Raw genomic sequence first — 21,032 nt, forward strand, 5'->3', positions numbered from 1 at the left:
CGTGTGCTCCTCGCCGCCGTTCGGCGCGCGTCAAAACTCAAGGACACAAGCTACACCATGTACTCAGGACTGTTGATTATTCTGTTACCGCTGATTGTCGGTTACCTCATTCCCTTACGCCATCGCCCGCTGCTGGTGCTGATCAACCGGCTGCTGAGCTGGATGGTGTACGTGATCCTGTTTTTCATGGGTATCAGCCTGGCGTTCATGGAAGATCTCAGCAGCAATCTGGTGCTGATCTTCCAATACAGCGCAGTGTTCTTCTTCTGCATTCTCTGCGCCAATCTGCTGTTGCTGGCGCTGCTGGAGCGGCGCATGCCGTGGCGCAGCAGCCATAAACAGGAAAAGCTGCCTTCGCGCGTGCACATGGCGCTGGAGTCGCTCAAGCTGTGCGGCGTGGTGCTCGGCGGCTTCCTGCTCGGCCTGACGCAGTGGCAATGGCTGCAGTTCGCCCATAAAGGCAGCGAATATGCGCTGATCTTCCTGCTGTTGCTGGTCGGTATTCAGCTGCGCAACAGCGGCATGACGCTGCGCCAGATCGTGCTCAACCGCCGCGGCACGCTGGTGGCGTTGGTGGTGACCGTCGCGTCGCTGGCCGGCGGTGCGCTGGCGGCGCAGCTGCTGGGGCTGCCGGTCAAGGCCGGGCTGGCGATGGCCTCCGGCTTCGGCTGGTATTCGCTGTCGGGCATTCTGATCACCGACGCCTACGGCCCGGTGATGGGCAGCGCCGCGTTCTTCAACGATCTGGCGCGCGAGCTGGTGGCGATCATGCTGATCCCGACGCTGGTGCGCCGCAGCCGCTCCACCGCTCTCGGCCTGTGCGGCGCCACCTCGATGGACTTCACCCTGCCGGTGCTGCAGCGCAGCGGCGGGCTGGACATGGTGCCCCCCGCCATCGTGCACGGCTTCCTGCTGAGCCTGCTGGCGCCGGTGCTGATCGCCCTGTTCTCCTGATCCTCTCCCCTGGGGGCCCGCCGGCCCCCAAAGCGTAATAATTCCCATCCGCACGGCAAAATTGCGCTAAATCAAACTTGCCCGCAGTAGTCGCACAAAAGCCTTTTGCAACCCCGATCGCCGATCTATGCTTTTAAACAAGCATTACAAATGCAACTTTAAAAATAAAAGGAAGCGACTATGTTCTGTGTGCAATGTGAACAAACCATCCGTACCCCGGCAGGCAACGGCTGCGCGTATGCTCAGGGCATGTGCGGCAAGACGGCGGAAACCTCCGATCTGCAGGATCTGCTGGTGGCGGCGCTGCAGGGCCTCTCCGCCTGGGCGCTGCAGGCGCGTTCGCTGGGCATCGTCGACCACGAGATCGACAGCTTCGCCCCGCGCGCCTTCTTCTCCACCCTGACTAACGTTAACTTCGACTCCCAGCGCATCATCGGCTACGCGCGCGAAACCCTGCTGCTGCGCGATTCGCTGGCTGCCCGTTGCCGGCTGCTGGATGCCGGCGTGCGCGTCGATCACCCGATGGCGGCGCTGCAGCTGGCCGGTGACGATATGCCTGCGCTGCTGCAACAGGCGACGCAGTTTGCCCTCAACAGCGACAAGGCCGAGGTCGGCGACGACGTCCACGGTTTGCGCATGCTGTGCCTGTACGGCCTGAAAGGCGCCGCGGCCTATATGGAACACGCGCACGTGCTCGGCCAGTTCGACGAGCAGCTCTATGCCGACTACCACGCCTTTATGGCCTGGCTCGGCACCCGGCCGCGCGACGTCGACACCCTGCTGAACAACGCCATGGGCATCGGCAAGATGAACTTCAACGTGATGGCGATCCTCGATCGCGGCGAAACCCAGGCCTACGGCGATCCGCAACCCAGCGCGGTCAACGTGCGCCCGGTGGCCGGGAAAGCCATTCTGATCTCCGGCCACGATCTGAAAGATCTGCGCATGCTGCTCGAACAAACCGAAGGGCAAAACGTCAACGTCTACACCCACGGTGAAATGCTGCCGGCGCACGGCTACCCGGAGCTGAAAAAATTCAAGCACCTGGTGGGCAACTACGGCAGCGGCTGGCAGAACCAGCAGACGGAATTCGCCAAATTCCCCGGCCCGATCGTGATGACCTCCAACTGCATCATCGATCCGAACGTCGGCAACTACGGCGATCGCATCTGGACCCGCAGCATCGTCGGCTGGCCGGGCGTCAACCATCTGGAGGGCGACGACTTCGGCGCCGTGATCCGCCAGGCGCAGGGCATGAACGGCTTCCCTTATACCGAGATCGAGCATCTGATCACCGTCGGCTTCGGCCGTCAGACGCTGCTGAACGCCGCCGACACGGTGATCGATCTGGTGTCGCAGAAAAAACTGCGCCACGTCTTCCTGGTCGGCGGCTGCGACGGCAGCCGCGACGAGCGCAGCTACTTCACCGACTTCGCCCGCAGCGTGCCGCAAGACTGCCTGATCATGACGCTGGCCTGCGGCAAGTACCGTTTCAACAAGCTGGACTTCGGCACGCTGGAAGGGCTGCCGCGCCTGCTGGACGTCGGCCAGTGCAACGACGCCTATTCCGCCATCATGCTGGCGGTCAAGCTGGCGGACACGCTCGGCTGCAGCGTCAACGAGCTGCCGCTCAGCCTGGTGCTGTCGTGGTTTGAACAGAAGGCTATCGTCATTCTGCTGACGCTGCTGTCGCTGGGAGTGAAAAACATCGTCACCGGCCCGACCGCGCCGGGCTTCCTGACCGACAACCTGATGGCGATCCTCAACGAGAAATTCGGCCTGCGCCCGATCACCACCGTCGAGCAGGATATCAACGCGCTGCTCGCCTGATGCCATTACGTTATGGGGCCGCCTGCGCCGGCCCCTTTGCTTTTTGAGGTGCCCCGATGACTCAACCCACTCCGCTTTGCCCGAACCGCATGCAGGTACATTCCATCCAGCGCGAAACCGCCGACGTCTGGACGCTGAACCTGAGCTGCGACGTTTTCTACCCTTATCAGGCGGGTCAGTTTGCGCTGGTCAGCATCCGCAACAGCGAGGAGACGCTGCGCGCCTATACGCTCTCCTCCTCACCCGGCCAGAGCCGCTTTCTCAGCATCAGCGTGCGCTGCCTGCCGGACGGCGTCGGATCGCGCTGGCTGACGCAAGAGGTCAAGCCCGGCAACACGCTGTGGCTGTCCGACGCGCAGGGCGAGTTCAGCTGCGAGCGACACCCGGCCGATCGCTATCTGATGCTGGCCGCCGGCTGCGGCGTGACGCCGATCGTCTCGATGTGCCGCTGGCTGACCGCCAACCGTCCGGCCTGCGATATCGCCGTGATCTTTAACGTGCGCACCCCCGCCGACACGATTTTCGCCGATCAGTGGCGTGCGCTGTGCGCTGCCCATCCGCAGCTGCGCCTGACGCTGATGGCCGAGCGGGATCTGCAACCCGGCTACCTCAGCGGCCGCATCGATGAGCAGACGCTGCGGCAGGCGGCGCCGGATATCGCCGAACGCACGGTGATGACCTGCGGCCCTGCGCCCTACATGGAACAGGTGGAGCAGCTGTGCCGTCGGCTCGGCGTGCCGGCCGAGCGTTTCCATAAAGAGCAGTTCCACACGCCGACAACGCAGGCCGATGCCACTGAAGGGCTGACGCTGCGCGCCGCCCGCCCGCTGCGCGAATTCCGCGTGCCGGTCGGCAGCACGCTGCTGGCGGCGATGGAGACCAATGCCCTGCCGGTCAACGCCGCCTGCCGCGCCGGGGTGTGCGGCTCGTGCAAAACCCGCATCCTCGAGGGCGACTACATCACCACCAGCACCATGACGCTGAGCGCGGAAGAAATAGCGCAAGGCTACGTGCTGGCCTGCAGTTGCCAGCTGCAGGGCGACGTCACGCTGGCGTGATCCCCTGGCCCCATCGCCGCGATGGGGCATTTATCGGCAAGTTCCCCCCTCACCGCCCGGTTACACTTTCCCCCGTCCTACGCTCTTTACCCTTCCTGACCGCATCTCGTCCACCGCCGGTAAGCTATGCTTGCAGTTGTTCTGCTGCCGCTCACCGGATCGAGTACACATCGTTTTTTAAACCATGTTTGGGGGAACCATGAAGCAAACCGTAGCCACACTGATCGCCAAAACGCTGGATCAAGCCGGCGTAAAACGCATTTGGGGCGTGACCGGCGATTCGCTCAACGGCCTGAGCGACAGCCTGCACCGCATGGGCACCATCGAATGGCTGGGCACCCGCCATGAAGAGGTGGCCGCCTTCGCCGCCGGCGCCGAAGCCCAGCTCACCGGCCAGCTGGCGGTGTGCGCCGGTTCCTGCGGCCCCGGCAACCTGCACCTGATCAACGGGCTGTTCGACTGCCACCGCAACCATGTGCCGGTGCTGGCGATCGCCGCGCACATTCCTTCCAGCGAAATCGGCAGCGGCTACTTCCAGGAAACGCATCCGCAGGAGCTGTTCCGCGAATGCAGCCACTATTGCGAGCTGGTTTCCAACCCGGAACAGCTGCCGCGCGTGCTGGAGATCGCCATGCGCAAGGCGATCCTCAACCGCGGCGTCTCGGTGGTGGTCTTGCCGGGCGACGTGGCGCTGCGCATGGCACCGGAAGACGCGTCCCTGACCTGGCATACCCCGGCGCTGCCGCTGGTGCAGCCGCCGATGAGCGAGCTGAACAAGCTGGCGGAGACGCTGAACAAGGCGAAGAACATCACCCTGATGTGCGGCAGCGGCTGCGCCGGCGCGCACGATGAGGTGGTCAAGCTGGCCGAGCTGCTGCAGGCGCCGGTGGTGCATGCGCTGCGCGGCAAAGAGCATATCGAATGGGATAACCCTTACAGCGTCGGCATGACCGGGCTGATCGGCTTCTCCTCCGGCTACCACGCGATGATGAACGCCGACACGCTGGTGCTGCTCGGCACCCAGTTCCCCTACCGCGCGTTCTACCCCACCAACGCCAACATCATTCAGATCGACATCAACCCCGGCAGCATCGGCGCACACTGCCCGGTCAACATGGCGCTGGTGGGCGATATCCACACCACCCTCACCGCCCTGCTGCCGCAGTTGGAGCCGAAGCGCGATCGGACGTTTCTCGACAAGGCGCTGGAGCATTACCGCAACGCGCGCAAGGATCTCGACGGGCTGGCGACCGCCAATGACGACCAGCCGATCCACCCGCAGTATTTGGCGCAGCAGCTCAGCCGGTACGCCAGCGACGACGCCATCTTCACCTGCGACGTCGGCACGCCGACGGTGTGGGCCGCCCGCTACGTGAAAATGAACGGCAAGCGCCGCCTGCTCGGTTCGTTCAACCACGGTTCGATGGCCAACGCCATGCCGCAGGCGATCGGCGCCCAGGCCACCGCGCCGGATAAACAGGTGATCGCCATGTGCGGCGACGGCGGCTTCACCATGCTGATGGGGGATTTCCTGTCGCTGGCGCAGCTCAAGCTGCCGGTGAAAATCGTGGTGTTCAACAACAGCGTGCTGGGGTTCGTAGCGATGGAGATGAAGGCCGGCGGCTACCTGACCGACGGCACCGATCTGCATAACCCGGACTTCGCGGCGATCGCCAACGCCGCCGGCATCAAGGGCATCCGCGTGGAAAAAGCCTCGGAGCTGGACGGCGCGCTGCAGGAGATGTTGGCGCACCCCGGCCCGGCGCTGCTGGACGTGGTCACCGCCAAGCAAGAGCTGGCGATGCCGCCGCAGATCAAGTTCGAACAGGCGAAAGGCTTCAGCCTGTACATGCTGCGCGCCATCATCAACGGCCGCGGCGACGAAGTGGTCGAGCTGGCGAAGACCAACTGGCTGCGCTAAGCAAGCTGCCCCCGGTGAAATAAGGGTATATGATGCCATGTACCCTTTTCCTCTCCCTTACATTCCAGGAACCCTATGCTTATCGATCTACGCAGCGACACCGTCACCCGCCCCAGCGCCGCCATGCGCCAGGCGATGGCTCAGGCAGAGGTCGGCGACGACGTCTACGGCGATGACCCGACGGTCAACGCACTGGAGGCCGAGGCGGTGCGCCTGTCGGGCAAAGAGGCGGCGCTGTTTTTGCCCAGCGGCACCCAGGCCAACCTGGTGGCGCTGCTGAGCCACTGCCAGCGCGGCGACGAGTATCTGGTCGGCCAACAGGCGCACAACTATAAATACGAGGCCGGCGGCGCAGCGGTGCTGGGCAGCATCCAGCCGCAGCCGATCGAGGCCGACGCGGACGGCACGCTGCCGCTGGACAAGCTCGCCGCCGCCATCAAACCCGACGATATCCACTTCGCCCGCACCCGGCTGCTGAGCCTGGAAAACACCATCGGCGGCCGAGTCCTGCCGCAGGCCTACCTGCAGCAGGCGTGGCAGTTTACCCGCGAGCGGCAGCTGGCGCTGCATATCGACGGCGCGCGCATCTTCAACGCCGCCGTGGCGCTGAACCTGCCGCTGAAAGAGATCGTGCAATACTGCGACACCTTCACCATTTGCCTGTCGAAAGGGCTGGGCGCGCCGGTCGGATCGCTGCTGTGCGGCAGCGAAGCCTTCATTCAGCGCGCGCTGCGCTGGCGCAAGATGACCGGCGGCGGGCTGCGTCAGGCCGGCATCCTGGTGGCGGCCGGCCTCTACGCGCTGGAGCATAACGTCGCGCGGCTGCGCGAAGACCATGACAACGCGGTCTGGCTGGAGCAACAGCTGCGGCAGATCGGCGTGGAGGTCGTCGAACCCGGCGCACAGACCAACGTGCTGTACCTGCGCCAACCGCCGGCGCTGGCGGCCAAATTCGGCCCGTGGATGCGCGAACGCGACGTGCTGATCAGCAGCGGCCCGCTGACGCGCATTCTGACCCACCTCGACGTCAGCCGTCAGGATCTGCAGCGGGTGGTCGAGCTGTGGCGGGAGTTCCTCCAGCAGCACGCCTGATTTCCCCTCCCCGGCGCGCCGGGGAGCCCTTCACCGCCCGCCGATGGCCTCGACAAAGCGGCGGGTGATCTGCTGCGGGCGCGTAATGGCGCCGCCCACCACCACCGCATGCGCCCCCAGCGCCAGGCAGCGCGCGGCCATCGCCGGCGTTTCGACATTGCCCTCGGCGATGACCGGCACCGGCACCGCCGCCAGCACCGCACGCAGAAAGCCGAAATCGTCCTCCGCCAGTCGGGCGCCCCGGCTTTCGGCGGTATAGCCGTGCAGCGTGGTGCCCACGCAGTCGAACCCCAACCTGGCAGCCTCTTGCGCTTCTTCCACGGTGGCGATGTCCGCCATCAGCAGCAGCCGGGGATACCTGGCGCGGATCGCGGCAACCAGCGCCGCCAGCTGCAGCTCCCCTGGCCGCCGGTGGCCGGTAGCGTCCAATGCAATCATCTGCGGCGCCGCAGTCATCAGCTCATCGATTTCACGCAGGGTCGGCGTGATATAGACATCGCTACCGGCATAATCGCGCTTGATAATGCCGATCACCGGCAGCGCCACCGTGCGCAGGATGGCTTTAACGTCTTCGACGCCGTTGGCGCGGATCGCCGCCGCACCGCCTTGCTCGGCCGCCAGCGCCATGCGCGCCATGATAAAATCGCTGTGCAGCGGCTCGTCGTCCAACGCCTGGCAAGACACCACCAGCCGGCCCTTAATCTGCTGCAAAATGGAAAGCGTCATAAATCCAACAACTCCTCGACTTCGTTTTTAATAATGGTCACGTGCGGGCCATAGATCACCTGAACGCCGTTGCCGCGAACGATCACTGCCCGCGCGCCGCTGGCCTTCAGCCCGCTTTCGTCCAGCAACCGACTCTGTTTTACCGTCACGCGCAGCCGCGTGGCGCAACAATCCAGTTCGACGATATTCTCTTTGCCGCCCAGCGCCGCCAGCACCTGCTGCGAGCGTTCGGTGCCGGTCGTCACCGCTTCCGGCGCGGTTTCCACCTCGCGCCCCGGCGTTTTGAAATTGAAGCGCAGGATCAGGAAACGGAACGTGAAGTAGTACAGGAAGAACCAGGGCACCCCGACCAGCGGCACATACATCCAGTGGGTTTTCGCTTCGCCCTGCAGCACGCCGAACAGCATGAAATCGATAAAACCGCCGGAGAACGTCTGGCCGATGGTGATATGCAGAATGTGCGCGATCGCGAACGCCAGGCCGTCGAACAGCGCATGCACCACGTACAGCGCCGGCGCGATGAACAGGAACGAGAATTCGATAGGTTCGGTGATGCCGGTCAGGAAAGAGGTCAGCGCCGCCGACAGCAGCAGCCCGCCGACGCGTTTGCGGTTCTCCGGGCGCGCGCTTTGGTACATCGCCAGGCAGGCGCCGACCAGGCCGAACATCATGGTGATAAAGCGGCCGGACATGAAGCGCGCCGTGCCGATGTAGAACTGCTGCGTATTCGGGTCGGCCAACTGGGCGAAGAAAATGCGCTGCGTGCCTTCCACCAGCTGTCCGTTGATCACTTCGCTGCCGCCGAGCGCGGTGGTCCAAAACGGCAGGTAGAAGATGTGATGCAGGCCGAACGGCCCGAGCATGCGCAATACGAAGCCGTAGATAAAGGTGCCGAGATAGCCGCTGGCGTCCACCAGCCCGCCCATGCCGAAGATCAGCCGTTGGAAAGGCGGCCACACCACGGTCATCAGGGCGCCGACCGCCATCGCCGCCAGCGAGCTGACGATCGGCACAAAGCGCGATCCGCCGAAAAAGCCCAGGAACGGCGGCAGCGCTATCTTGTTGTAGCGGCCGTGCAGATACCAGGTCACCAGACCGATGACCACCCCGCCGAACACCCCGGTCTCCAGCGTCTGGATCCCGAGAATCGTTCCCTGCCCCACCGCGCCGGCGTTCTGCGCGGCCAGCGTGCCGTTGATTTTCAACAGCGCATTGATGGTGGCGTTCATCACCAGGTAGGCGATCAGCGAGGCCAGCCCCGCCGTGCCCTTGTCGCTTTTGGCCAACCCCACCGCCACGCCGACCGCGAACAGGACCGCCAGGTTGGCGAACACGATGGCGCCGGCGCTGGCCATCACCGTAAATACGCTTTGCAGCCAGCCGACGTCGAGGAAGGGATACGCCTCGACGGTATTGGGATTGGACAGCGCACCGCCGATCCCCAACAACAGGCCGGCCGCCGGCAGCACGGCGATCGGCAGCATGAACGATTTGCCGAACAGCTGGGCTTTTTCGAACCAGCCGCCGGAGCGCGACAATTCTGGTGTTGACATAAATTTTTCCCCGCTATCATTTTTATGATGAAAATTTTTACCACATTAAAATTAATTTAATGAAAATTTTATTCATAACGATGATCGGCTTCACAATCCGTCGATTTCGCTGGCGAGCGGCGGCGTCTTTCCGCCACAATAGAAACGGGAATACTCAGAAAGGTAACGTGATGAATACAGGCAACTTGTTATTGCGGCTGCGGCAGGATTTGGCGGGGTACAGCCCCACGCTGCAAAAGCTCGGCAACTATCTTCTTGCGCAGCCCTCCCGCGCCGTTTACCTGACCATCACCGAACTGGCGCGTGAAAGCGCCACCAGCGAAGCCAGCGTCACGCGGCTGTGCCGCCATCTGGGCTGTAAAGGTTATACCGAATTTAAAATGGCGCTGGCCCTCAGCCTGCAACAAAGCCAGCCGGAGGCGACGACGCGGCAAAGCGCGACGGAAAATTTGGTGGAAGAGAGCGTTCAGGCGCTGCGGGATACCGGCGCGCTGTTGGATCCGCAGGCGCTGCAACAGGCGGCGGACAGCCTGCAGCGTTGCGCTTCGGTGCAGATTTACGGCGTCGCCGCCAGCGCCATCATCGGCGATTTCCTGCACTACAAGCTGCTGCGCCTCGGCAAACCGGCGCAGCTGTTCAGCGACATGCACCGGGCGGCGATGAACGCCGCCTCGCTGAGTGAGCGGGATCTGCTGATCGTCATCTCCAGCTCCGGCTCCACCAAGGACGTGCTGCATGCGGTGGCATTGGCCAAAGGGCGCGGCGCACGCGTGATCGCCGTCAGCAACACCCAACGCAGCCCGCTGGCCAAGCTGGCGGATACGCTGCTGGTGGCGGCCAAACCGGAAGGGCCGCTGACCGCCGGCGCCCTGCCGGCCAAGGTCGGCGCCATGCTGCTGGTGGAGTTGATGATCGCCGAACTGGCTCGGCGCGATCCCGCCTACGCTCAGGCGATGCAGGCCACCGCCAGCGCCACCCTGCCGCTGCTGCTGTAATCAGAAGATCCAGCGGCCATAAACCCAGTACCACAGCCCCAGCACCGCCACCAGGTTGAGCGCCACGCTGAGGATGAACCAGGTTTTAAACGGCTGCTTCTGGGTTTTGTGGCGAAACAGCTGCTGTGCCGCCAGTGCGCCCAACCACCCGCCCAGCGCGCCGAACAGCAACAGCGTCGCCTCCGGCACCCGCCGCCACCCCTTGCGCGCCGCCAGCTTATCGCCGCCGTAGATCAGAAACGTCAGCAGGTTGGCCAGCAGCAACCACATCCACACCGGATGCAGCGAGAACAGGCTGGCGACCAGCGCCAGGCCCAGCAGGGCGTAACAAATCACATTGAGCTTCATGGCATCCGGTTTTTCGTTCGATAAAGGGCGCGTAGTGTGAACCTGCGCCACGATGGATGCAACCGGCTTATACCCATACAAAAAGTGCATTTAAACCCCGAATTTGGCATCCTGTCGTTCTGCCAATCCTCTACCGCACAAGGCGGCCCGATGACACCCCAACGCGTACTGGTTCTTGGAGCCAGCGGCTATATAGGCCAGAACCTGATCCCGCACCTGATCGAACAGGGGCACCAGATTACCGCCGCCGCGCGGCGCATCGAGTGGCTGCAGGAGCGGAACTGGCCGCAGGTCAACTGCCTGTATGCCGATCTGTACCGCCCGGAGACCCTGAGCGCGGCGCTGTGGGAGACAGATACGCTTTACTATCTGGTGCACGCGATGGGCGACGGCGACGATTTTATCGAGAAGGAGCGCCAGGCAGCGGAAAACCTGCGCGACGCGCTGCGCAATGCCGGCGTCAAACAGGTGATCTTCCTCGGCGCGCTGCAGCCGAACGACGACAGTTCGCCCCACCTGGCGGCCCGCCGCCTGACCGGCGAAATTTTGCGCCAGAGCGGCGTGCCGGTGACCGAACTGCGCGCCGGCATCATCGTCGGCCCCGGCTCGGCGGCGTTCGAAGTGATGCGCGACATGGTCTATAACCTGCCGGTGCTGACGCCGCCGCGCTGGGTGCGCTCGAAGTCGTCGCCGGTGGCGCTGGAGAACCTGCTGGTTTATCTGGCCGATCTGCTGGCGCACCCGGCGCAGGAGCACCGCATCTTCGACGTTGCCGGGCCGGAGTACCTCAGCTATCAGGATATGTTCCAACGCTTTATCGCCATCAGCGGCAAACGGCGCTGGCTGATCCCGATCCCCTTGCCGACGCGGCTGATTTCGGTGTGGTTCATCAGCCTGATCACCTCGGTGCCGACGCCGATCGCCCGCGCGCTGATCCAGGGGCTGAAGCACGATCTGCCCGCCGACGGCCGGCCGCTGCAGGCGCTGATCCCGCAGCGGCTGCACACCTTCGATCAGGCGGTCGCCACCACGCTGCAGCGCGAACAGGAGGTGGTCGATTCCGCCGACTGGGGCTACGATCCGGCGGCGCGGGCCCGCTGGCGCCCCGGCTACGGTTACTATCCAAAACAGGCCGGTTGTTCGCTGGACACCGCCGCCACCCGCGAGTCCCTGTGGCAAACGGTGCAGCAGCTGGGGGGCGAAGAAGGCTATTTCTACGCCAATATTCTGTGGCGGATCCGCGCCCGCATGGACGACATGATCGGCAACGGCGTGGTCTATGGCCGCCCGGCGCGCGCGAGCCTGGCGCTGGGCGACGAGATCGACGGCTGGAAAGTCATCACGCTGAAACCGCTGCGGCAACTGGCGCTGCTGTTCGGCATGAAGGCGCCGGGGCTGGGGCGGCTGAGCTTCACCATTACCGATCACGGCGATCGCCGCACGCTGGACGTGCGCGCCTGGTGGCATCCGGCCGGCTTCAGCGGGCTGCTGTATTGGTTCGCCATGATGCCCGCGCATCTGTTCATTTTCCGCGGCATGGCGAAGCGCATCGCCGAACTTGCCGAGGGTCTGGACCGCCAACAGCGCTGAACGCCGTTCATTTGTCGATCAACCGCACAGTTTGCCGCTGTGCTTCGGGGCTTTCCGATTGCATAGCGCACGAAATCACGGAAGAATGGCATCTTATTTGCTGGGAGCGCCGCAAGCGCCCGCCGGTATTCCGATTTTGGGTGAGAATAGAGTCCGTTATGAAGGTATTGGTCACCGGTGCCACCAGTGGGTTAGGCCGTAACGCCGTCGAATATCTGCGCCGTCAGGGCATCAAAGTGCGCGCCACCGGCCGCAACCAGGCGATGGGCGGCCTGCTGGAAAAAATGGGCGCGGAGTTCATTCATGCCGATCTCACCAATCTGATCTCTTCGCAGGCCAAGGCGATGCTGACGGACGTCGACGTGCTGTGGCACTGCTCCAGCTTCACCTCGCCCTGGGGCACCGAAGAGGCCTTCGAACTGGCCAACGTCCGCGCCACCCGCCGCCTCGGCGAATGGGCGGCGGCCTACGGCGTGGCGCAGTTCATTCACATCTCTTCCCCGGCGATCTATTTCGATTACCACCATCACCGCAACGTGACCGAAGACTTTCGCCCGCAGCGCTACGCCAACGAGTTCGCGCGCAGCAAGGCCGCCGGCGAGCAGGTGATCCAGCAGCTGGCGCTGTCCAATCCGCAGACCCATTTCACCATTCTGCGCCCGCAGGGATTGTTCGGGCCGCACGACAAGGTGATGCTGCCGCGGCTGCTGCAGATGATCAAACGCTACGGCAACCTGCTGCTGCCGCGCGGCGGCGCGGCGATGGTGGACATGACCTACCTGGAGAATGCGGTGCACGCCATGTGGCTGGCGACGCTAAAAGAAGATACGCCGTCCGGCCGCGCCTACAACATCACCAACCAGCAGCCGCGCCCGCTTCGCACCGTGGTGCAGCAGCTGATCGACGATTTGGGCATGAAGTGCCATATCCGCTCCGTCCCCTATCCGATGCTCGACATGATGGCGCGCGGCATGGAGCGCCTCGGCAGCAAAAGCGAGAAGGAGCCGGTGCTGACCCACTACGGCGTCGCCAAACTCAATTTCGACCTCACGCTCGATACCACCCGCGCGCAGCAAGAGCTGGGCTATCAGCCGATCGTCTCGCTGGAAGAAGGCATCGCGCGCACCGCCCGCTGGCTGAAAGATCACGGCAAGCTGCACGGCCTGTAATCAACGCGCCGCGCCGTACTTCACCAGCAGCGCATCGACAATCGCTTCACTCTCCGCATCCGGTTCGCCGCGCACATCGTCGGGCCGGAAGTGCATCTGAAACGCCGCCAGCACATTGCGCTGCTGCCGCGCATTCCACGACGGGTCGATCGCGTAGCCGTAACGCGCCAGCTTTTCGAGCAGCGGCGCCATCGGTACCGGCGCATGGCGATCGCGCCCCGCCAGCAAACGCTGCACGTCGCGTTCGTCCGGCCAGGCGCCGATGCCGGCCTGCGCCAGCTGCCGCCAGGGGAACAGCGGGCCGGGATCCTGTTTACGCTGCGGCGCGATGTCGCTGTGCCCCACCACGTCCTGCGGCTGGATGCCATAGCGTTGGATGATGTCGCGGCTCAGCGGGATCAGCACGGCGATCTGCTCCGCCGTATAGGGCTGCCAGTGGGTGAACAGCATGCTGCGGGTGAAGCCCTTGTTGACGATTTCGATGCCGATCGAGGTGTCATTGAGGTTGCTGCGGCCGCGCCAGGCGCTGGCGCCGGCATGCCAGGCGCGCATCGCTTCCGGCACCAGGCGGAACACCGTCGGTTTGCCGTGTTCGCGCTGCGGATGCGCCGGCAGCAGATAATGCGCGCTGACGTGTTCGTCGGTCAGCGTTTTCAGCGATGAGTGGAAGTCTTCCGCCGTGTAGTGCATCACCAGAAAGCGGATGCGTTGATCCGCGCCCTGCGCCTGATGCAGGGTTTCGAGCTGGTAAGCGCCGCGATCGACGAGCGTGTCCTGCTGCGGGTTTTGGCATCCCGCCAGCAGCGCGGCGGCGATGATCCCTGGCCAAATTTTCACTTATCCTCCCTGTGATGTGATGACCTGATATAGCGTTAACGTTAATCAATAATCGCCACGGAAGCCACCGTCGGACAAAGTAAAACGCCCCGGACGCGCCAGGGCGTTGGGGAGTGGGATTAGCGGCTGGCTTTCACCGCGGTGCCGCTGACGGTCACCATCAGCATGCTGCCGTCTTTGCCAACGGTTTCATAATCGATATCGATGCCGACCACCGCGTTGGCGCCCAGCTCTTTCGCCTGATCTTCCAGCTCTTCGAACGCGATCAAGCGCGCCTTGCGCAGCTCTTTCTCATAAGCGCCCGAGCGGCCGCCGACGATATCGCGCACGCCGGCGAAGAAATCACGAAAGATGTTGGCGCCGAGGATCGCTTCGCCGGTGACCACGCCGCAGTATTCGGTGATGGTGAACCCTTCCAGGGTCGGGGTAGTTGAAAGCTGCATCAGAATTCCTTGTTTGATTAATTCAACGTATCTATGACCAGAAGATTAGCGTTATGTTCGCTTAATCAATGGCACGCAGTACGAATGCAAGGCCAAAAAACGCATTTATACTGTAAGCTATCGGTCTTCATGGTAGAGACTTTCACATAAGGTAATAAGATGAAAACAAAAACGATTGCGGCTGTTTTACCCTTAGCGCTGTTGCTGAGTGCCTGTACCACGGTGGAACCAGCATACAAGGATATCGGCACCCGCAGCGGCAGCTGTGTGGAAGGCGGCCCGGATACGGTCGCGCAAAAGTTCTATGACCTGCGCATTCAGCAGGGCGCCGGCCTGCCGGACAGCAACCGCCTGGCGCAGCTGCAGCCTTACCTGAGCAAAGTGCTGTATCAGGATCTGGTCAGCGCCGCCCAGAACCCGGGCAAGCATCGGATCACCGGCGACTTGTTCTCCGGCAATGCGCAGGGGCCAGGCAGCGCGTCCGTCGCCAGCGCCTCGACCATTCCTAACACCGATGCGAAAAACATCCCGCTGCGCGTCGACTTGAGCTACCAAAAAGACGCCAACAGCACCGTGAACTGGCAGGACGAAGTGCTGATGGTGCGCGAAGGCACCTGCTGGGTGGTTGATGATATTCGCTACCTGAATGTTCCAGCGCATGCCACCAACGGCAGCGTGCGCCAGGTGTTGGAAAACCAGTAACCCGCGATCCCCCGGCCGACGCGGGTTTGCCGCGTCGGCCATCCCCGCCTCCCGCCTGCCGCTCAGATTTCGTCCAATAGAAAAAATTTCGCTACCGATCTCACAGCCTGCACCACAAATCCCCTCCCTCGGCTTGAGTCGCGGTATCTTGTGCTAATCTTTTACTGTCCCGCCGCACACTCATAAATTTTAACGCACAAAGATTGCATAAGTATTCTGTGGAAGTTAACATTTGCGGCATCAATGTCTATTCAATTCTGGCGCATGAGTATTCAACTTAACGGTATCAATTGCTATTACGGCGCTCACCAGGCGCTGTTTGACATCACGCTGGATTGTCCAGCCGGGGAAACCCTGGTGCTGCTTGGCCCAAGCGGCGCCGGGAAAAGTTCATTGCTGCGGGTGCTGAACCTGCTGGAAATGCCGCGTTCGGGCCAACTGCAGATCGCCGGCAACCAATTCGACTTCAAGCAGGCGCCTGGCGAGAAAGCCATTCGCGAACTGCGTCAAAATGTCGGCATGGTGTTCCAGCAATACAACCTGTGGCCTCACCTCACCGTGGTTCAGAACCTGATCGAAGCGCCTTGCCGCGTGCTGGGTCTGACCAAGGCTCAGGCGATGGAGCGCGCCGACAAGCTGCTCAAGCGCCTGCGCCTGACCGACTTCGCCGATCGCTTCCCGCTGCACCTTTCCGGCGGCCAGCAGCAGCGCGTGGCGATCGCCCGCGCCCTGATGATGGAACCGCAGGTGCTGCTGTTCGATGAACCGACCGCGGCGCTGGATCCGGAAATCACCGCGCAGATCGTCAGCATCATTCGCGAACTGGCCGGCACCGGCATCACGCAGGTGATCGTCACCCACGAAGTGGAAGTGGCGCGCAAGACCGCCAGCCGCGTGGTGTACATGGAAAACGGCCACGTGGTGGAGCAAGGCGACAGCAGCCACTTCACGCAGCCGCGGACCACCGAGTTTGCCAACTACTTATCACACTAACAATTAACTTGCTGTAATTTGGGGAGTTTGCGATGAAAAAACTAATAATCGCCGCCGTTCTGGCCGGCATCAGCGTTTCCGCCTCCGCAGCCGAAACCATCCGTTTCGCTACCGAAGCCTCCTATCCTCCATTTGAATTTATTGACGCCGGCAACAAGATTCAGGGTTTTGATGTCGATCTGGCCAACGCGCTGTGCAAAGAGATGCAGGCCGAGTGCACCTTCACCAACCAGGCGTTCGACAGCCTGATCCCAAGCCTTAAATTCAAGCGTTTCGATGCGGTGATGGCCGGCATGGACATTACGCCGGAACGTGAAAAGCAGGTGCTGTTCACCAAGCCGTACTACGATAACTCGGCGCTGTTCATCGCGCAGAAAGGCAAAATCGCCGACGTGGCGGCGCTGAAAGGCAAGAAAGTGGGCGTGCAAAACGGCACCACCCACCAGAAATACCTGACCGACAAGCACCCGGAAATCACCACCGTGCCTTACGACAGCTACCAGAACGCCATTTTGGATCTGAAGAACGGCCGCGTTGATGCGGTGTTCGGCGATACCGCGGTGGTCAACGAGTGGCTGAAGCAGAATGACGCGCTGGCGGCAGTGGGCACCAAAGTCACGGATAAAGGCTACTTCGGCACCGGCCTCGGCATCGCGGTACGCCAGAAGAACACCGAGCTGCAGGGCAAGTTCAACGCCGCTCTGGACAAGATCAAGCAGGATGGGACCTATGAAACCATCTACAAAAAATGGTTCCAGCAGTAATACGCCCCGATGAATGAATTTCAACCTTTAGCAAGCGCCGCCGGCATGACCGTCGGCCTTGCCGTTTGCGCCCTGATCCTCGGGCTGATTCTGGCGATGCTGTTCGCCGTATGGGAATCGTCCCGCTGGAAAGCGGTCAGCTGGCTCGGCACCGCCTGGGTGACCGTGCTGCGCGGCCTGCCGGAAATCCTGGTGGTGCTGTTTATCTATTTCGGTTCGTCGCAGCTGCTGCTGATGCTCTCCGACGGCTTTATCCTCAACCTCGGTCTGTTCCAGCTGCCGATTCAGCTGGCGATCGACAATTTCGAAGTCAGCCCGTTCCTGTGCGGGGTGATCGCTCTGGCCCTGCTCTATTCCGCCTACGCCTCGCAGACGCTGCGCGGCGCGCTGAAAGCGGTGCCGCAGGGGCAGTGGGAATCCGGCCAGGCACTGGGGCTCGGCAAGGCGGCGATCTTCTTTCGCCTGATCATGCCGCAGATGTGGCGCCACGCCCTGCCCGGCCTCGGCAACCAGTGGCTGGTGCTGCTGAAAGACACCGCGCTGGTGTCGCTGATCAGCGTGAACGATCTAATGCTGCAAACCAAGAGCATCGCCACCCGCACCCAGGAGCCTTTTACCTGGTATGTGATCGCGGCGGCCATCTACCTGCTGGTGACGCTGTTCAGCCAATACGTCATCAAACGCATTGAGCTGCGCGCCACGCGCTTTGAGCGGGGGCCGGTCTGATGATTGAGTATTTGCCGGAAATCCTCAAAGGGTTACACACCAGCCTGACGCTGACCGTCGCCGCGCTGATCGTCGCGCTGGTGCTGTCGCTGCTGCTGACGGTGATCCTGACGCTGAAAACGCCTATCCTGACGCCGCTGGTCAAGATCTACGTGACGCTGTTCACCGGCACGCCGTTGCTGGTGCAGATCTTCCTGATCTACTACGGCCCCGGCCAGTTCCCGGCGATCCGCGACTACCCGTGGCTGTGGAATCTGCTGTCGCAGCCTTGGTTGTGCGCGATGATAGCGCTGGCGCTGAACAGCGCGGCCTACACCACGCAACTGTTCTACGGCGCGGTGCGCGCCATTCCCGCCGGGCAATGGCAGTCGTGCGAAGCGCTGGGCATGTCGCGCCGGCAGACGCTGCGCATCCTGCTGCCGTTCGCCTTCAAGCGCGCGCTGTCGTCTTACTCCAACGAAGTGGTGCTGGTGTTCAAAAGCACCTCGCTGGCTTACACCATCACGCTGATGGAAGTGATGGGCTACAGCCAGCTGATGTACGGCCGCACTTACGACGTCATGGTGTTTGGCGCCGCAGGCCTGGTGTACCTGTGCGTCAACGGCCTGCTGACGCTGCTGATGCGGCTGGTGGAGCGCCGCGCGCTGGCGTTTGAGCGCCGCAACTGAGGCCGCCTCCCCTCATGAGCCCCGCCGTCGTGCGGGGCTTTTTTTATCCCTGAGGCAATATTTAATCATTTTCATTGCATTTTAATTCACTCGATGGCAGGGTTATCAGCAGGTGTCCTCGCAAAAACCTCTGGCGATTACCAGTAAAAACAAACGATAGCGAAAAATCACTTTCAGGATCCAGACAGGAGCTCTACGCATGAAAAAACTGCTGCTTGCCGCGACGATGTTGGCCGGAATCACCTTTAACGCCACCGCGGCCGAGACCATCCGCTTCGCCGCCTCCGCCACCTACCCGCCGTTCGAATCGCTCGACGCCAATAACCAGATCGTCGGCTTCGATATCGATCTGGCCAACGCGCTGTGCAAGCAGATGCAGGCGCAGTGCACCTTCACCAACCAGGCGTTCGACAGCCTGATCGCCGCGCTGAAATTCAAGAAATACGATGCGGTGATTTCCGGTATGGATATCACGCCGGAGCGCAGCAAACAGGTCGCCTTCACCCAGCCTTACTACGCCAACTCGGCGATCGTGATCGCGCAAAAAGGCAAGTTCAGCTCGCTGGCGGATCTGAAAGGCAAAAAACTAGGTATGGAAAACGGCACAACCCACCAGAAATACATGCAGGACAAGCACCCGGAGATTAACACCGTCTCTTACGACAGCTACCAAAACGCCATTCTGGAGCTGAAAAACGGCCGTATCGACGGCGTGTTCGGCGACACCGCCGTGGTGAACGAGTGGCTGAAAACCAACCCGCAGCTGGCGCCGGTCGGCGAGCACATCACCGATGCGCAATACTTCGGCACCGGTCTCGGCATCGCTGTGCGCCCGGACAACCAGGCGCTGCTGGCCAAGCTGAACGCCGCGCTGGACGCCATCAAGGCCGACGGCACCTACAAGGCCATCAACGACAAGTGGTTCCCGCAGTAAGCAATAAGGCCCGGTTATCCGGGCCTTATGCTTTATAAAATCCGCACCAACAGCGTCAGCACTTCGTAGTGCGCGGTATGCGGGAACATGTCGAACAGCTGCACCCGTTCGATGCGGTACCCCGGCAACATCTCGATATCTTTCGCCATGCTCTCGGCGTTGCAGCTGGAATAGAGAATATAGTCCGGCGCCATCCGGCTCAAATAGTCGCACAGCGCCTGGCCGATGCCGCGCCGCGGTGGGTTGACCAGCACCAGCTGCGGCACCTGGCCTTCGGCGGTGGCGAAACGGGTGGAATCGAGCGCCTGAAAATCTACGTGCAACAACCCTAACCGCTGCGCCGACTGGCGCGCGCAGGCGATCGCTTCCGCGCTGATTTCGATGCCGGTCAGCCGCGTTTGCGGTTGCGCGCAGTGCAGGCCGAAACCGCCGACGCCGCAGAACAGGTCCCACATGCTGTCGATACCCAGCGCGCGCACCCAGTCGCGGGCGGTGGCATACAGATCGGCGGCCACCTGCGGGTTGGTCTGGAAGAAGCTTTGCGGGCGGATGAACAGCGGCACCTGATTGAACCGTTCCTCCAGCGCCTGCTGTTCGGTCAGCGCAATCTCGCGCTCCCCTTCCATGATCGCCATGTGCACCGGCTGAATATTGGCGGAGATCACCTTGAGCTGCGGCAGCTGCTGCTGCAGCCACGGCAGCGCGGCGCGCAGCTGCGCCAGCTTGGTTTCCGAGCGCAGCACGAAGCGCAGCATCACGCCGCCGTCGAGCGTGCTTTCGGTCAGCAGCAGGTACTTCAGCTCGCCGCGTTTGCGCGCCACGTTATACGGCGTCAGACCCGCGCGGGCGATAAAGCTTTTCAGCACCGCGAACATCGGCGCAAAGCCGGCAGGGTACAGCGGGCAGTCGCTCAGATCGGCCGGCGTGCCGTCGCGGTGCAGCATGCCGAGCAGCGGGCGCTCCACGCTGCCGCTGACCACCATCTTGGCTTTATTGCGAAATGCGCTCAGTTCCCCCGCCACCGGCTGCAGCCACTGCGCGACGTCGCGCCCGGCCAGCAGCGATTGCAGGTGATGCTGTTTGTCGGCCAATTGCTGCGGATAGGGCTTTTCCAGCCACTGACAGGAACGGCAGGTGCCCGCCGTATACAAAGCGCAATGCATGAAGATTACCGTGAAGTTCAGGATGACGAATTAAGGGCGCAGAGTTTACCACTCCGCGCGCCTAAAATCTCACTTGCGCGCGGCGAAGAAGCGGCGGCTGGCGGTAGGAACGAACAGCAACGCCAGGATCACCGCGTCGGGGATCTTTTGCAGGATCAGAACGTGCAGGATTTGGCCGCTGGTTTCCCCTTCCACGGTGAACACCTCGGGAAAGACGCTGCCGATGGTGGCCAACAGCAGGTAAAGCACCACGATGCATTGGCAGGCCACATACCCCCAGCGCCCCCAGTTGCGGCCGCGCATCACGGCAAAGCCGCAGCTGATTTGCAGGCACAGCAGCAGCAGGCCGGCCAGAAAGATAAAGGTAGAATCCCACGCCTGCGCGCTGGTGTTGACGAACTCCTGCGCGCCGTCGACGCCCAGCTCGCCCAGCAGCAGCACCACGCTGATACACTTGATCGCGACCATGGCGGTACCCGCCACCATCACCGGCACCGGCGCATCCGAAGTCGATCCCATTCCCTGCCCGCTTTTCAGCATGTCTGACATATCCGTATTCCGCTACG

21 protein-coding genes are annotated in these 21,032 nt (G+C 62.5%); 14 read left to right on the forward strand and 7 right to left on the reverse strand.

The window, feature by feature from the left end; translation table 11 throughout:
• Positions 1–57 precede the first annotated feature (57 nt).
• From ACJ8HB_RS02900 to ltaE, 5 genes are all read left to right on the forward strand, one after another.
• Positions 58–954, forward strand: coding sequence for a lysine exporter LysO family protein (locus tag ACJ8HB_RS02900; protein ID WP_004928363.1), 897 nt, complete (start codon positions 58–60; stop codon positions 952–954).
• A 180-nt stretch (positions 955–1,134) separates the two neighbouring features.
• Positions 1,135–2,784 (forward strand): hydroxylamine reductase, encoded by a 1,650-nt coding sequence (gene hcp, locus ACJ8HB_RS02905; protein ID WP_047568375.1) that lies wholly within the window; start codon positions 1,135–1,137, stop codon positions 2,782–2,784.
• Between the two features lie 56 nt (positions 2,785–2,840).
• Entirely contained in the window at positions 2,841–3,842 is a 1,002-nt protein-coding gene (gene hcr / locus ACJ8HB_RS02910) for an NADH oxidoreductase (protein ID WP_047568380.1), read from the forward strand.
• Positions 3,843–4,041: 199 nt separating this feature from the next.
• Complete coding sequence (gene poxB / locus ACJ8HB_RS02915) at positions 4,042–5,763, forward strand: ubiquinone-dependent pyruvate dehydrogenase (protein ID WP_047568382.1); 1,722 nt, start codon at positions 4,042–4,044, stop codon at positions 5,761–5,763.
• 75 nt (positions 5,764–5,838) lie between these two features.
• The gene (ltaE, locus tag ACJ8HB_RS02920; RefSeq protein ID WP_094859720.1) at positions 5,839–6,855 is read left to right on the forward strand and encodes a low-specificity L-threonine aldolase; all 1,017 of its coding nucleotides are present in this window, start codon (positions 5,839–5,841) and stop codon (positions 6,853–6,855) included.
• A 30-nt stretch (positions 6,856–6,885) separates the two neighbouring features.
• On the opposite strand, the gene ACJ8HB_RS02925 is transcribed toward ltaE, so the two are convergent.
• Together ACJ8HB_RS02925 and ACJ8HB_RS02930 are read right to left on the reverse strand one after the other, a co-directional pair.
• Positions 6,886–7,581, reverse strand: coding sequence for an N-acetylmannosamine-6-phosphate 2-epimerase (locus tag ACJ8HB_RS02925; protein WP_033646654.1), 696 nt, complete (start codon positions 7,579–7,581; stop codon positions 6,886–6,888).
• Positions 7,578–9,134 carry a PTS transporter subunit EIIC gene (locus tag ACJ8HB_RS02930; protein ID WP_047568384.1) on the reverse strand — a complete coding sequence of 519 codons (1,557 nt, stop codon included), beginning with the start codon at positions 9,132–9,134 and terminating at the stop codon, positions 7,578–7,580. Before ACJ8HB_RS02930 ends, ACJ8HB_RS02925 begins: the two co-directional genes overlap by 4 nt.
• Positions 9,135–9,301: 167 nt before the next feature.
• On the opposite strand from ACJ8HB_RS02930, the gene ACJ8HB_RS02935 reads away from it, so the two are divergent.
• Positions 9,302–10,129, forward strand: a complete 828-nt coding sequence (locus tag ACJ8HB_RS02935; RefSeq protein WP_043147107.1) for a MurR/RpiR family transcriptional regulator — start codon at positions 9,302–9,304, stop codon at positions 10,127–10,129.
• Here ACJ8HB_RS02935 and ACJ8HB_RS02940 read toward each other — a convergent pair whose 3' ends face one another.
• The gene (locus tag ACJ8HB_RS02940; protein WP_033654657.1) at positions 10,130–10,477 is read right to left on the reverse strand and encodes a DUF1294 domain-containing protein; all 348 of its coding nucleotides are present in this window, start codon (positions 10,475–10,477) and stop codon (positions 10,130–10,132) included. It abuts the gene before it with no gap.
• Positions 10,478–10,627: 150 nt separating this feature from the next.
• Here ACJ8HB_RS02940 and ACJ8HB_RS02945 point away from each other — a divergent pair, with 150 nt between their 5' ends.
• Both ACJ8HB_RS02945 and ACJ8HB_RS02950 read left to right on the forward strand, forming a co-directional pair.
• Entirely contained in the window at positions 10,628–12,067 is a 1,440-nt protein-coding gene (locus ACJ8HB_RS02945) for a DUF2867 domain-containing protein (RefSeq protein ID WP_094859719.1), read from the forward strand.
• 158 nt (positions 12,068–12,225) lie between these two features.
• Complete coding sequence (locus ACJ8HB_RS02950) at positions 12,226–13,236, forward strand: NAD-dependent epimerase/dehydratase family protein (protein ID WP_033646660.1); 1,011 nt, start codon at positions 12,226–12,228, stop codon at positions 13,234–13,236.
• Here ACJ8HB_RS02950 and ACJ8HB_RS02955 read toward each other — a convergent pair whose 3' ends face one another.
• On the reverse strand, positions 13,237–14,073 hold the full coding sequence (locus ACJ8HB_RS02955) for an N-acetylmuramoyl-L-alanine amidase (protein WP_049197174.1): 837 nt from the start codon (positions 14,071–14,073) through the stop codon (positions 13,237–13,239).
• A gap of 119 nt (positions 14,074–14,192) precedes the next feature.
• Positions 14,193–14,516: a heavy metal-binding domain-containing protein gene (locus tag ACJ8HB_RS02960; protein WP_033637822.1), complete on the reverse strand. Its 324-nt coding sequence runs from the start codon at positions 14,514–14,516 to the stop codon at positions 14,193–14,195.
• 159 nt (positions 14,517–14,675) lie between these two features.
• On the opposite strand from ACJ8HB_RS02960, the gene ACJ8HB_RS02965 reads away from it, so the two are divergent.
• The 6 genes from ACJ8HB_RS02965 (at position 14,676) to artJ (ACJ8HB_RS02990) (ending at position 19,303) form a co-directional block, all read left to right on the forward strand.
• The gene (locus ACJ8HB_RS02965; protein ID WP_033637821.1) at positions 14,676–15,218 is read left to right on the forward strand and encodes a lipoprotein; all 543 of its coding nucleotides are present in this window, start codon (positions 14,676–14,678) and stop codon (positions 15,216–15,218) included.
• A gap of 264 nt (positions 15,219–15,482) precedes the next feature.
• Positions 15,483–16,211, forward strand: a complete 729-nt coding sequence (artP, locus tag ACJ8HB_RS02970) for an arginine ABC transporter ATP-binding protein ArtP (protein WP_038884338.1) — start codon at positions 15,483–15,485, stop codon at positions 16,209–16,211.
• Positions 16,212–16,243: 32 nt separating this feature from the next.
• A complete protein-coding gene (gene artJ, locus ACJ8HB_RS02975; RefSeq protein ID WP_047568393.1) occupies positions 16,244–16,975 on the forward strand; it encodes an arginine ABC transporter substrate-binding protein in 732 nt (243 codons plus the stop codon).
• Positions 16,976–16,984: 9 nt separating this feature from the next.
• On the forward strand, positions 16,985–17,701 hold the full coding sequence (gene artQ / locus ACJ8HB_RS02980) for an arginine ABC transporter permease ArtQ (protein WP_047568395.1): 717 nt from the start codon (positions 16,985–16,987) through the stop codon (positions 17,699–17,701).
• Positions 17,701–18,369, forward strand: a complete 669-nt coding sequence (artM, locus tag ACJ8HB_RS02985; protein WP_033637817.1) for an arginine ABC transporter permease ArtM — start codon at positions 17,701–17,703, stop codon at positions 18,367–18,369. The genes artQ and artM overlap by 1 nt, the downstream gene beginning before the upstream one ends.
• 199 nt (positions 18,370–18,568) lie before the next feature.
• Entirely contained in the window at positions 18,569–19,303 is a 735-nt protein-coding gene (artJ, locus tag ACJ8HB_RS02990) for an arginine ABC transporter substrate-binding protein (protein WP_033637816.1), read from the forward strand.
• 32 nt (positions 19,304–19,335) lie between these two features.
• On the opposite strand, the gene rlmC is transcribed toward artJ (ACJ8HB_RS02990), so the two are convergent.
• Together rlmC and ACJ8HB_RS03000 are read right to left on the reverse strand one after the other, a co-directional pair.
• Positions 19,336–20,466: a 23S rRNA (uracil(747)-C(5))-methyltransferase RlmC gene (gene rlmC, locus ACJ8HB_RS02995; protein WP_047568397.1), complete on the reverse strand. Its 1,131-nt coding sequence runs from the start codon at positions 20,464–20,466 to the stop codon at positions 19,336–19,338.
• A gap of 69 nt (positions 20,467–20,535) precedes the next feature.
• Complete coding sequence (locus tag ACJ8HB_RS03000; protein WP_048321404.1) at positions 20,536–21,015, reverse strand: YbjO family protein; 480 nt, start codon at positions 21,013–21,015, stop codon at positions 20,536–20,538.
• Between the last annotated feature and the right edge of the window lie 17 nt (positions 21,016–21,032).

Origin of the sequence: Serratia sp. CY27727, from assembly GCF_052169275.1 — a bacterium.
Lineage (GTDB): Bacteria > Pseudomonadota > Gammaproteobacteria > Enterobacterales > Enterobacteriaceae > Serratia > Serratia sarumanii.